Source organism: Acinetobacter sp. YH12211 (assembly GCF_013418015.1).
In the GTDB taxonomy this organism is placed as follows: domain Bacteria; phylum Pseudomonadota; class Gammaproteobacteria; order Pseudomonadales; family Moraxellaceae; genus Acinetobacter; species Acinetobacter towneri.
In genome coordinates this window covers 31,974-44,194 of sequence record NZ_VPCW01000008.1, presented here as the reverse complement: position 1 = coordinate 44,194, position 12,221 = coordinate 31,974, and the positions used below count along the sequence as shown (strand labels likewise).

At 42.1% G+C, this 12,221-nt stretch carries 11 protein-coding genes; 5 read left to right on the top strand and 6 right to left on the bottom strand.

Annotated features, from left to right (window positions below; translation table 11 throughout):
- Nucleotides 1–186: 186 nt before the first annotated feature.
- Both aciT and serB read right to left on the bottom strand, forming a co-directional pair.
- Nucleotides 187–522: a ciprofloxacin tolerance protein AciT gene (aciT, locus tag FTU98_RS06195; RefSeq protein ID WP_004974137.1), complete on the bottom strand. Its 336-nt coding sequence runs from the start codon at nucleotides 520–522 to the stop codon at nucleotides 187–189.
- Nucleotides 523–923: 401 nt separating this feature from the next.
- Entirely contained in the window at nucleotides 924–2,144 is a 1,221-nt protein-coding gene (gene serB / locus FTU98_RS06190; RefSeq protein WP_179997047.1) for a phosphoserine phosphatase SerB, read from the bottom strand.
- Nucleotides 2,145–2,222: 78 nt separating this feature from the next.
- Between serB and FTU98_RS06185 the strand changes: the two genes are divergently transcribed.
- Nucleotides 2,223–3,482, top strand: coding sequence for a hypothetical protein (locus FTU98_RS06185; RefSeq protein ID WP_004974135.1), 1,260 nt, complete (start codon nucleotides 2,223–2,225; stop codon nucleotides 3,480–3,482).
- 106 nt (nucleotides 3,483–3,588) lie between these two features.
- On the opposite strand, the gene ppk1 is transcribed toward FTU98_RS06185, so the two are convergent.
- From ppk1 to mhpT, 4 genes are all read right to left on the bottom strand, one after another.
- Entirely contained in the window at nucleotides 3,589–5,652 is a 2,064-nt protein-coding gene (gene ppk1 / locus FTU98_RS06180) for a polyphosphate kinase 1 (RefSeq protein ID WP_131261229.1), read from the bottom strand.
- A 232-nt stretch (nucleotides 5,653–5,884) separates the two neighbouring features.
- Nucleotides 5,885–6,511: a bifunctional nicotinamidase/pyrazinamidase gene (gene pncA, locus FTU98_RS06175; RefSeq protein ID WP_180050735.1), complete on the bottom strand. Its 627-nt coding sequence runs from the start codon at nucleotides 6,509–6,511 to the stop codon at nucleotides 5,885–5,887.
- Nucleotides 6,512–6,558: 47 nt separating this feature from the next.
- Complete coding sequence (locus tag FTU98_RS06170; RefSeq protein ID WP_180050733.1) at nucleotides 6,559–6,960, bottom strand: hypothetical protein; 402 nt, start codon at nucleotides 6,958–6,960, stop codon at nucleotides 6,559–6,561.
- 196 nt (nucleotides 6,961–7,156) lie between these two features.
- A complete protein-coding gene (gene mhpT, locus FTU98_RS06165; RefSeq protein ID WP_131261231.1) occupies nucleotides 7,157–8,383 on the bottom strand; it encodes a 3-(3-hydroxy-phenyl)propionate transporter MhpT in 1,227 nt (408 codons plus the stop codon).
- 971 nt (nucleotides 8,384–9,354) lie between these two features.
- On the opposite strand from mhpT, the gene dapA reads away from it, so the two are divergent.
- The 4 genes from dapA (at nucleotide 9,355) to FTU98_RS06145 (ending at nucleotide 12,196) form a co-directional block, all read left to right on the top strand.
- Nucleotides 9,355–10,254, top strand: a complete 900-nt coding sequence (gene dapA / locus FTU98_RS06160; RefSeq protein ID WP_131261232.1) for a 4-hydroxy-tetrahydrodipicolinate synthase — start codon at nucleotides 9,355–9,357, stop codon at nucleotides 10,252–10,254.
- Nucleotides 10,255–10,268: 14 nt separating this feature from the next.
- Nucleotides 10,269–10,868 carry a hypothetical protein gene (locus tag FTU98_RS06155; protein ID WP_026438344.1) on the top strand — a complete coding sequence of 200 codons (600 nt, stop codon included), beginning with the start codon at nucleotides 10,269–10,271 and terminating at the stop codon, nucleotides 10,866–10,868.
- A 36-nt stretch (nucleotides 10,869–10,904) separates the two neighbouring features.
- On the top strand, nucleotides 10,905–11,624 hold the full coding sequence (purC, locus tag FTU98_RS06150) for a phosphoribosylaminoimidazolesuccinocarboxamide synthase (RefSeq protein WP_004974116.1): 720 nt from the start codon (nucleotides 10,905–10,907) through the stop codon (nucleotides 11,622–11,624).
- 359 nt (nucleotides 11,625–11,983) lie between these two features.
- Nucleotides 11,984–12,196 carry a cold-shock protein gene (locus tag FTU98_RS06145; RefSeq protein ID WP_004974113.1) on the top strand — a complete coding sequence of 71 codons (213 nt, stop codon included), beginning with the start codon at nucleotides 11,984–11,986 and terminating at the stop codon, nucleotides 12,194–12,196.
- Nucleotides 12,197–12,221 lie beyond the last annotated feature (25 nt).

Below are 12,221 nucleotides of genomic sequence, written 5' to 3'. Positions count from 1 at the left end.
TTGGATAATGAACAGACTCATCCTATCACAACTCCCGCTTTTTGCTGCAAGGCTTTGTATAACAATCTTTAGGAGGGTGTTAAAATTTTGTCGCTGTTTGGATGGCGCAAACTGCCGTACAGATAAAGCAAAAAAGATGCAAACCAGTTGCATCTTTTTAAAGTTTTTGAATTTAGTCTGTACGATTTAGCGGCTTGAGCACTGCTGCTGATCGTCTTCATAGACTGGGGTATGTTCGATATAGCGACGTTTTGCCAAAGCACGCTCTGCCCGACGGTCTTCTCGTAATAATAATAAAGTCACCAAAGTCATCGCCAAGAAAATTGCCGACAAGTAACTGTAGGTAATTGGCAGTTCAAATACGCTTTGCACACTGTAGCGCACCACTTCCAATAAACCCCAAAACACCATACCTGCCAACATAAAGTTTAACCAGCGACGATAAGGCGAAAAGAAAACAGCAATCAACGCAGCTGCGACGAGGCTTAAGCCTACAATGGTCGCTAAATTCGCTGTTAGCATAAAAACCTCCGTCTAAAGATGCAGCCTCTTTTTGAATTGGTCTGCGACTTCAAATACCGTTTAAATAAATAATGGATGTCGATTTAAATTCTATGTCTGCATTATGCTGCGTTTTCTAGATAAAAAAAGACTTGTATTTTTATAAAGCGACACACCTTGTCGCAATATTATATTGTCATTACATTTTTTAAATTTTGTAGTTTTCGGGAAGCTAAGCTAGCTCTTTATTCGCGTGTCATTACAAAAAAACACCTTATTTTTTTGCCTTAAAAAATATTTTTTTCATTCAATGCTGTTGCGGTTTTTATCGACAGTTTTTGTTTACCGTTCATCGTTATCTGCTGATTATACAAACAAAAAACGCAGCATGACTGCTGCGTTTTTTTCATTGAATTGTCATATTAGGCACGGTTCAAGTCTTTGTCATGCACGCCCAATAAGTACAGCACACCATCTAAGCCCACGCTTGAAATGGCTTGATTGGCGTTTTGACGTACCAACGGTTTAGCACGGAACGCCACACCTAAACCTGCAATAGAAAGCATTGGTAAGTCGTTCGCACCATCACCCACCGCAATGGCTTGTTCCAAAGAAATCCCCATTTTGTCTGCCAGTTCACGTAGCAATAATGCCTTACGCGCACCATCCACAATGTGACCTTTTACTTCGCCTGTAACCATGCCATTTTCCACATCTAGAATGTTGGCATGCACTTCATCAATCCCCAATTTTTCCTGCAGATATTCTGCGAAATATTGGAAACCGCCCGACAAAATAGCGGTGCGATAACCCAAAGATTTCAGGGTTGAAATCAGGCGTTCAGCACCTTCGGTCACGGTCAGACGTTCGGCAATTTTAGGCAACACAGCAGCATCTAAACCTTTGAGCAATGCTACGCGCGCGCGGAAACTTTGCTGAAAATCCAGTTCACCCTGCATGGCACGTTCGGTAATGTCCGCCACCTGATCGCCCACACCTGCCTCAATCGCCAACTCATCAATCACTTCTTGTTCAATGAGCGTTGAGTCCATGTCAAAACACACCAAACGGCGGTTACGACGGTAGGCATTGTCTTCTTGTACCGCGACATCCACACTCAATTCATTCGACAGGCTTAAACACGCAGCACGCATGGCAACTGCATCTAGCATTTGTCCACTTAATCCAAACTGAATGCAAGCACGTTTAGGTTCATCTTCGGCTACATTAAGCTGTGGGCGACCCGACAAACGGGTTACAGTTTCAATGTTAAAACCTTGGCTAGATACAATATGCGTGACCGCCTGTAAATGTGAGGCATTCAGCTCTGGTGCCAGTGCAGTCACGATATAACGGGTACGACCGCCTTCTCTGACCCATTGCTCATATTCAGTTGCAGAGATTGGTTTAAAACGCACAGTTAAGCCAATATCATGTGCTAAAATCAGAATCTCCTTCATGGCTAAAGCAGTTGCAGTCTGGTCTTCTGATGCAACAACAATACCTAAAGTCAGTTGATTATGAATAACAGCTTGGCCAACATCTAAGATTTGTAAGGAATGAGCGGACAATACCTGCATTAATCGAGTAAACTGATTAGGTTGGTCAGGTCCTAAAAATGATATAAGAATGATTTCTCGCATGAATTGACTCGGGTCTGAGCTACAACTATTGTGAGAATCATAATCTAAATTGAATATAAATGCCTTGGAAGTTTTACCTTGAATGCGCCTAGACAAGGGCTATTTGCTAGCCTATTGATTGTAAGTTTTGCTTTTCACACCTTTTTATTGGTGCTTGCAACAACACACCAATTAAATGAAAACCGCGCCAATCAGGGGCAGTTAATGACCAGCCAACTGGTCACAGACAGCCTTTCTGAGCTGGAACCTGCCAATACAGTATCACTGGCATTATTGGTGAATCGTTATGCCACCAATCCAAGCATTGCTTCTATTCGTATTTTAGATGCGCAAAATCAGGTCTTGGCGACAGGTGGACAGTCACGTACCCGTGAAGGTGAAGTCTTTGTCCGCGATGCAATCATCAATGAAAAGAAAGTCGGCAGCATTGAAATTACCTTAATTCAGCCAAGTATTGGTGAAATTCTGCGTACCCAATGGTTAGCGACACTTTTATCATTATTGGTTCATGGCTTGTTATGGTTGGCTTATCGCGCGATTGCCCGTCCAAGTCGTAGTGAATATTTAGCACGCATTAATAATGAATCTCGCCTTAAACACGAATTACAATTATTGACGCAAGCCCTTGAACAAGAAAAACATCAAACGGCTTTGGCACTTGCGCAGGCACAGCAACAGCCTAAACCTGTGATGTCGCCTAAAGCAAACAAAGCCATTGAGCAAAGCCAAGAGCAAAACAACATTGCGCTGAATATTCAGTTTTATGACCCGAAACAATTATTAGACACGGTCACGCAAAGTGTGTCTGTGCCTTATTTTAGCTTATGTCAGATTTTCCTGAACAAAAGCATTGAACTGTGCGTACAACACTACAAGTTAAACCGTTCCGACATTCAAACAGTACAACCATTCCATGAAGATGGCGCAACACTCAGTATTGCAGCCAATACACCAAATGCAGCAGCCTGTATGGCCATGATTGGCACGGTGTTCCAGTTATTGTCTGAAGTGCTGTATAAGCGTTATCGTGAAGAAAAGCGTTTTGTGTTGCAAACTCGCAGTGGTTTATCAACCGCAGTCGAAGCCATGCAGTTATCTGCAGTGCAGGCAGCAGAGCGTTTGGTGCATCAATTATCTGCTCGTGAAAATGCAGTGCATTTACCGAATGAATTACTAGATGAACTGTCTACGCATTATGAATTGGTGAGTATGCCAAATCCGACCAATGTGCTGATGCGCCATGCCTTTATGGTTAATGGCATGGACAGCCAATCGGCTGAGTTGGCGCAAAGCCTGCGAACTGAAATTCTAAAAGGCAAACATTCAAGAGCTTCTTAAAATAATCCATGAGATGCCTTAAAAGCATAAAAACCTGAGTATGCACACATACTCAGGTTTTTTATACTCACAGATGCTAGATCACATCCATTTACTGCAGCCCAATTTACACATTCAACTGCTTCTGCTCGACCAAATACATTTGCGCATTGTGTACAGCAGCCTGCCCCACCACAGCAGCTTTCTGCCATTCGCCATTGGCTTGTAGCTCCCACGCATTTTGATTGTCATGCAAATAACTCAGCAAGCCATCTTCTACAATACGCTGTTTAATTTTCTCATCCAAAATAGGGAAGCAAGTTTCCACCCGTGAAAATAAGTTGCGCCCCATCCAGTCTGCGCTGGCGCAGTACAATTTTTTTGCACCACCATGCTCAAAATAATACACGCGGGTATGTTCCAAAAAGCGTCCCACAATCGAACGGACATGAATACGCTCAGACATACCTTTCACTTTTGGAATCAAACAACAAATCGAGCGGATAATTAAATCGACCTGTACCCCTGCCTGCGAAGCACGGTACAAAGCCGTAATTAACTCAGGCTCAGTCAATGCATTGACTTTAATGATAATTCGGGCAGCTTTGCCTGCTTGTGCAAACCCGATTTCTTGTTCAATCAGTTTGAGCAATTCACTGTGCAAGGTAAATGGTGCATGCAGCAAGTTTTTTAATTTTGCCGATCTGCCCATGCCTGTGAGTTCCTGAAACACCCGATGCACATCTTCACAAATATCAGGATGTGTGGTCATCAAACCATAGTCGGTGTACATACGTGCATTGCCCGCATGATAGTTGCCTGTACCCAAATGTACATAGCGCACCAACTGATCTTGCTCACGACGCACAATCAAAATCATTTTGGCATGGGTTTTATAGCCGACAATGCCATACACCACCACTGCGCCTGCCTCTTGCAAGACGTTGGCGACCATAATGTTGGATTCTTCATCAAAACGTGCGCGTAGCTCGATCACGGCAGTGACTTCTTTGCCATTACGTGCGGCTTCTGCAAGTACCTGCACAATTTCAGAATCTGGGCCACTACGATACAGCGTTTGCTTAATCGCCAACACATTTGGGTCTTTCGCCGCTTCTTTGAGTAAATTAATCACTGGCTGAAAAGAGTCAAATGGGTGATGTAGCAACACATCCTGCTTTTTCAGAATCTCAAACATCGGTTTTTGCTTCCGAAATATTTTTGGAATCACAGGTGCAAAAGGTGGATATTTCAATTCAGGTCGGTCAAAACTACTGGTCAGACGCGACAGGTTAATCGGCCCGCTAATCCGATATAATTGCTGCTCATCTAAATCAAACTCTCTGAGCAAATAATCAATAATATCTTGCGGGCAATCATCTTCAATTTCTAAACGTACCGCACGCCCAAAACGACGTGACGATAATTCATCTTTTAAGGCAACTGCCAAATCATCGACATCTTCGGCCAAAATCAGGTCGGCATTGCGGGTTACTCGAAACGCATAACAACCTGTGGCTTTCATGCCTGGGAACAGATCATTGATATGCTGCTGAATAATCGCAGTCAAGAAAATATGTTCAGTCGCACTACCTGCCACTTCTTTTGGCAAATTGATTAAACGTGGCAAAGAGCGTGGCGCAGGCACAATCGCCATTTCAATTTCACGTCCAAAAGCATCTTTGCCTTGTAAACTGACAATAAAGTTCAGACTTTTATTGACCAAACGCGGAAATGGATGCGATGGGTCTAGGCTAATTGGCGTTAAAACAGGCTGTACCTGACGGGCAAAATAATCGGCAATCCACGCTTTATGTTTATCCACAATGTCATGGTATTGAATAAAGTGAATCCCTAAACTTTGCAGCTGCGGCAAAATGGCATAATTTAAAGTGTCGTATTGCTGCTTCACCGCCTGATGCACTTTATCAGACAGTTCTACCAAGACCTGTTCAGTCGGAATGGCATCTGGGGTACGGGTAATGGCATTCAAATCGAGTTGCTTCATTAAACCTGCAACGCGAATTTCAAAAAACTCATCTAAATTACGTGAAAAAATAATTAAAAAATTGAGTCGCTCTAAAATAGGTAACTCTGGGTCTAAAGCTTGCGCCAAGACCCGACGGTTAAACTCAATTAAAGAGAGTTCACGATTAAAATAAGTATCAGATGAATGCTGAAAGTGTTCCATATCTTCTCTATGCTGTTTTTAAGACAGTCTGCTTATTTCGCCTCTGTGCAAGGCATGGTAGGTAGAGATTATGACAATCATGTTACACCCACAATCAATCGCAGAACATTTCGTCAAAATTGGGTATATGTAAAAAATTGATTTTTATTTATTTTATTTTACATTTAATCTATTTTTATAGCAAAAAGGAAGATTTCGCCCTTCCCTTTCGCGGCCAGTTCGTTATCTAGTTTTAGCCAAGTAAGTGCTGACTTTGTACTCGCTGTACTCCTTGTGCCAACATCTGTTGCCATGCTTGTTCTAAAGAGCCATTTAAATCAATCGCTTTGGTGGCATCTTCAATCACATAGGTGCTAAAACCCAACTCACAGGCGTCTATTGCCGTCCACGCCACACAAAAGTCGGTGGCAATGCCCACAATATAAACCGTATCAATTTCACGGGCTTTTAAATAGGCCGCCAAGCCTGTGGTGGTTTTGCGGTCTGCTTCCATAAAGGCAGAATAACTGTCTATTTGCTCGTGAAAACCTTTGCGTATAATCAATTGTGCTGTAGGCAAATCTAAATCTGGGTGTAATTCAGCATCAGCTGTGCCTTGCACACAATGCACAGGCCACAACACTTGCTCGCCATAACTGAGCTGAATCTGCTCATAGTCCTGTTTGCCTGAATGGTTGGCAGCAAAGGACACATGCGTTGCAGGATGCCAGTCTTGGGTGATCACAATGTTCTGAAACACACGTCCCAACGCATTAATGCAGGGAATAATTTGATCGGCATTTGCAACCGCCAAATTACCTCCTGGACAAAAACCATTTTGCACATCAACCACAATCAAGGCATTATTCAGCTGCTGCATGCTGTTTCCTTTCCCATCTTAAACGCTACCCTCAGCATAGCTGAAATTTAAGTCTGAGTTGTATCGCTTTGATAAAAATAAAAAGAATCGTTTTCGGCACAATGTTGATAGTTCGGTAGCTGTAACAATAATTGCCGTACAAAACGTGGATAGATTTTGGCTTTGCGTGCAGTCGCGGCATGAAAATAAAAATAAGGCAGTGGATGCCGAGTTAAATAATTGACCAAATGCTGTCGGGTTAAACGCATCACCTGAAAGGCATCAGTACCTGCGTTGACATATTCATAAGTAGCTTGATCGGCAAATGCCAGCCACGCGTTTTGTTTTGGAGAAGTCCGTGTTGCTCGAAAATGGCGTTTCAGTTCTAAAATAAATTCATATTCAATCAGATACAGCGAAAACTGCTGTTGATCCAACTGAAATTCTGCAATCAATTTTTTCTGCTTCAAATGATACTCTTATATTTACTGTTTTTTAGGACTTATTATACCCTGCTTGCGTCATTGTCACCCAGTAGAACAGGCAGCTTTGCGACAGTACTTGTCACACTTCATTCGAGCATTTTTTCTCAAAAATCAGCGATCAACATACAAAAAAATAGCCTGCAGGTGCAGGCTATTTGGTCTTTCAACTGTTCTCATCCTTTTAAACAGTTTGAATACGACGTACCAATAACAACATGAAAATGGCTGAAATAATAATACATGGAATGGCTGCTGAAATAACCCCAGCCGCACCAAAGCCTGCTGCCAACAACTGACCTGCAATAGCAGGGCCAAGCATTGCGCCTACACGACCAACAGCAGAGGCAACACCGACCCCAGTACCACGTACTTCGGTTGGGTAGACAATACTACCAAAAGCATATAACACGCCCTGACAGCCAATCACAAAAGCACCGACCAAAGCTGAAGCCATATACATTTGCATGAGTGAACCCGCTGCATTTAGAGCAAATAAACCTGCCAAAATACCACCATACATCAATAAAATCACGTAGGCTTTTTTCCAACGGTCGGTCAGCATACCCAAAATTACAGTACCGACTGTCGCACTCACCATGAAATAGAACTGTGCAGTACTGCCTTCTTTACGCGAGAAACCTAATTCCATAAATAAAGATGGTAACCAGCTCAACATGATGTAAACCACCATCAAGGTAAAGAAGTAACTCACCCAAATAAATAAGGTGCGCAATAAGTTTTGTGAATTAAACAAATCTTTAAAAGATGCTTTTGGCGCAGCATTTTGTGCTGTGACATCTTTACCTGCCGCTTGTGCTTTTAAGAATTCACGTGATTCTGGCAATAACCACATCATCAATGGAATGACAATAAATGGCAGCAAACCACCCAAATAGAAAATGTTTTTCCAGTTTGAGCCAAAATCTGTACTGGCAATTAAAGATAAAATGGCTGCACCCACAGGCATACCACAATACATCAAGCCCACAGCACGACCACGGTTTTGTGGCGAAACAGCTTCAGATGCCAAAGTAATTAAAATTGGCATGGCTGCCCCTAAACCCGCACCTGCCAAGAAGCGCACCGCCAATAGGCTTTCAAAGCTATTCACCCACACCGTACATAAGGTAAATAAAGCAAAGACTGCTGTAGACCAGATTAATACTTTTTTACGACCAATACGGTCTGCAAAACGTCCGCCAACCAAAGCACCTGGCAATAAACCTAAAATACCCGCACTAAAAAATACCCCAAGCTGCGAGCTGTCTAAACCAAAATGCTCACGGATACCTGCCGCAGCAATACCTGCTGCCTGAATATCCAGACCTTCAATCACTGCAATTAAAAAGCAGATCGCGACGGTAATAACCGCATGCCGCTGATCGCTATGTTGTGTTGATCTATCCATTGGGTCCCTCTACTAGAATTAGATAGCCATGTGAAAGCCTGCATCTTGCGCAGTTTTAAACTGCAGCAATAGCTATCAATAAGTGTTAGACCAAAGTGAATTTTTTCAGATCAGCGCAAACGTGTTGCGAAGCATGTAGAAAAAAACATAGCGAAAAAAACAATAAATCTGGCAAATTACACGCTATTTTCCCGCTTAAAGCAGTAAATTCAGCGCAAGATTTCTCACCATTTAAGAAGTCAGCGACAACATAGGTAGACTTAAAAGCTATTATTCTTAAGAATCAAAAATCAAAATATCCCGATTAAAACAGTCAGATATAAGAGCTATAAGGTCTGAATTGAGCGTTTTTTTATATAAATATCTAGGGTCTGTTGACAATTCATCTATGTTTGCGACGTGAGAGATATATCTCGCAAGATTTTTTAGCTGATATAAAGCATGAGACAGGAAATTTAGTCATTCTAAATGACTGGCACATAACGCAATAGCAGCAAAAAATATGCTCGCCCTGAAAGGCTGTGGCTAAAACTTTCTCAGATTGCGTTATGAAACTTGGCAATAGTCTCGCTATTCCCTGCGTTTCATGCCTGATCTGCTCAGTTTTAGCCTACAGCGCAAGCCATTTATGAAATGTCAACAGACCCTATATTCAGCGTTGTATTTCAAACTTGAGGCTAAAAAAGTGCTGATGAGGGTTGCGCCATACCAATGAAAATTTGGGTACAAAGGAGATGGTTATTATTTTTTTATTTTGAACAACAAGCTGCTGATCCTAAAATACTAAATTAAACAAAGTTTATGATTGCTTTGACGAAAGCATATTGTTCTGACACACTGAATCAGTCATAATTTGGCTAAGCATTATTTAATCAATTTGATTGAATTTTGACCCAAATCAAAATACTGCAACCATCCACATCTACCTTTTCTACACCTCTGTGGATGGAAAAATAGGATCTTTTTAAAAAATGACTCAGCAAGCACAGACCATTCAAGGCTCAATTGTCGCAATTGTCACCCCAATGTTAGAAGATGGCAGCGTAGATTGGAAAGGTCTCGAGAAGCTCGTTGAGTGGCACATAGAACAAGGTACCAACAGTATTGTTGCTGTAGGTACAACTGGTGAAGCATCGACCTTAAGTATGGAAGAGCACACCAAAGTGATCGCAGAAATTATTCGCGTCGCAAATAAGCGTATTCCTGTCATTGCTGGTACTGGTGCAAACTCAACGCATGAAGCCATCGAACTGACCAAAGAAGCACAACAATTGGGCGCAGATGCGGCCTTATTGGTAACGCCTTATTATAATAAGCCAACTCAGGAAGGTTTATACCAGCACTATAAAGCAATTGCAGAAGCAGTTGATTTACCTATCATTTTATATAATGTACCGGGTCGTACTGGTGTAGATATGTCAAATGAAACGGTCATCCGTCTTGCAGACATCCCAAATATTGTGGGCGTAAAAGATGCAACGGGCGATGTGCCACGTGGTCAGCAATTATTGGCTGGCTTAACAGGCAAAAACATGGTGGTGTATTCAGGCGATGACGCTACGGCATATCAATTGATGCTGCACGGTGCAAAAGGCAATATTTCTGTAACCGCCAATGTTGCACCAAAAGCCATGAGCCAAGTTTGCGCGGCTGCAATCGCAGGTGATGCTGCAGGTGCAGAGCAACAAAACAGTGCGATTGCAAATTTACACAATATTCTATTTTGTGAATCGAACCCAATTCCTGTGAAATGGGCACTTCATGAAATGGGATTAATTGGTACAGGAATTCGCCTGCCATTAACTCCGCTTGCAGAACAATATCGTGCACCGTTACGCGAAGCCCTTCAGGCTGCGGGTGTCATTCAATAAAAGAGCTTAGTATGATGCAATTACGTTTTGGTTTTATCGCCGCACTTTCAGTATTGAGTTTGGCTGGTTGTAGTTCTCTTGCCATCAATAATGGTTCATTGGACTATAAAGACGCCGCTACTTTAGCACCACTTCAATATCCAGAAGGTTCTGTGGTTCGACCTGCAACACCGTTGTATCCTGCACCAAGCGTTGACCCTTTAGCAACGGCAAATGCACCTAAGCTTGAAAATGCACGTGGCAACCGTTTTGCGATGCCACGTCCTGAAGCCATGCAAGCCAGCAGCAACACAGTTCAAGACAGTACGCAAATTGGACGTCCTCAACCCGTAGTTGACGGAAACCAAAATCCGTTGCTCAAAATTGATGGAAATTCTGCTACAATTTGGCAATACACACTTGCCACCCTCAGCAGTCTGAATTACAGCATTGTTGGTCAAAGTAAGAACCGTTACGAGGCAACCATTAAGGTCGATCAACAGATTTATGTCTTAAGATTGACCTCTGTCGGTTCGAGCAACAACCTAGCTGTATTCAATGCCGATAACAGCTTTGCAGATCAAGAAAAAGCTGCAGATCTGTTGGCCCAGATTTACCAAAATTGGCCAGCCTAGCCGTACTAGGCATTTTTTTTTGAAAAAGGTTCCCTCATGTTAAAACAAACCTTGCTCTATACTGGTAAAGCAAAATCTGTTTATACCACAGACAGTGCAGACCACCTGATTTTAGTCTTTCGTGATGATGCCTCTGCGTTCAATGGCGAAAAAATCGAACAACTAGATCGTAAAGGTAAGGTGAACAACCGTTTTAACGCCTTTATCATGGAAAAATTGGCTGAAGCGGGTATCGAAACTCACTTTGAAAAACTACTTACACCAAACGAAGTATTGGTGAAAAAGTTAGACATGATTCCTGTAGAGTGCGTTATTCGTAACTACGCTGCAGGTTCACTCTGCCGTCGTTTAGGTGTAGAAGAAGGTAAAGAACTGACCCCACCTACATTTGAATTGTTCTTTAAAGATGACGCTCTTGGCGACCCAATGGTAAACGAATCTCAAGCGATTGCTTTAGGTTGGGCCAATGCTGAACAATTGGCAAAAATGAAAGAATTAACTTACCAAGTCAACGATGTATTAAAAGCATTGTTTGATGCAGGTAACATGATTTTGGTCGACTTCAAACTTGAGTTTGGTGTATTCCACGACCGTATTGTGTTGGGTGATGAGTTCTCTCCAGACGGTTGCCGTTTATGGGACAAAGACACCAAGAAGAAACTCGACAAAGACCGTTTCCGTCAAGGTTTAGGCGGTGTGGTTGAAGCTTATGAAGAAGTTGCTGCACGTTTAGGCATCGACTTAGACAATATCTAATTCAAGCTTTTCAATTTTAAAAGCTGAATTCCCAAAACCGAGCAACATTGCTCGGTTTTTTGTATTTTGCTGTAGACCAAACAGGGTTTACAAACCAAATCTTTGAAAAAATCGCCCCATCCACAATGCCCAGTCTGTCTGCCTATTTTTAAATTTATCTGAATTTAAATTGTGTATTCTGCAATTCCGTGTATGCTTGTTGTCATACTAGAAAAATATGAAGTTCGTTTTAATCGTCTAAGTCCGTAGTTTTATTTTGTAATCCTTCGTTTGTTCAGATTTTAAGTCGCATCTTTTTCCCAGTTATTCCAAATCTTTTTTAGATTGCAACATATTAAAATTCAGCAGGATATTTCCCTATGTCAAATCCGACAATGAAAGGCACGGTAAAGTGGTTTAACGAAACTAAAGGTTTTGGTTTTATTCAACCAGAATCTGGTCCAGATGTGTTTGCGCATTTCAGCGAAATCGCACACTCAGGCTTCAAGACTTTACACGAAGGTCAGCAAGTTGAATTCAGCATTGCGCAAGGTCAAAAAGGCCCGAATGCTGTAAACATCAAACCGCTTTAAACCTTTGAATGCAGCACTCAAGGCT

What these genes read in the sequence shown, in the direction of transcription:
- aciT (WP_004974137.1), bottom strand. Translation starts at nt 522, where the DNA reads ATGCTAACAGCGAATTTAGCGACCATTGTAGGCTTAAGCCTCGTCGCA.
- serB (WP_179997047.1), bottom strand. Translation starts at nt 2,144, where the DNA reads ATGCGAGAAATCATTCTTATATCATTTTTAGGACCTGACCAACCTAAT.
- ppk1 (WP_131261229.1), bottom strand. Translation starts at nt 5,652, where the DNA reads ATGGAACACTTTCAGCATTCATCTGATACTTATTTTAATCGTGAACTC.
- pncA (WP_180050735.1), bottom strand. Translation starts at nt 6,511, where the DNA reads ATGCAGCAGCTGAATAATGCCTTGATTGTGGTTGATGTGCAAAATGGT.
- mhpT (WP_131261231.1), bottom strand. Translation starts at nt 8,383, where the DNA reads ATGGATAGATCAACACAACATAGCGATCAGCGGCATGCGGTTATTACC.
- dapA (WP_131261232.1), top strand. Translation starts at nt 9,355, where the DNA reads ATGACTCAGCAAGCACAGACCATTCAAGGCTCAATTGTCGCAATTGTC.
- FTU98_RS06155 (WP_026438344.1), top strand. Translation starts at nt 10,269, where the DNA reads ATGCAATTACGTTTTGGTTTTATCGCCGCACTTTCAGTATTGAGTTTG.
- purC (WP_004974116.1), top strand. Translation starts at nt 10,905, where the DNA reads ATGTTAAAACAAACCTTGCTCTATACTGGTAAAGCAAAATCTGTTTAT.
- FTU98_RS06145 (WP_004974113.1), top strand. Translation starts at nt 11,984, where the DNA reads ATGTCAAATCCGACAATGAAAGGCACGGTAAAGTGGTTTAACGAAACT.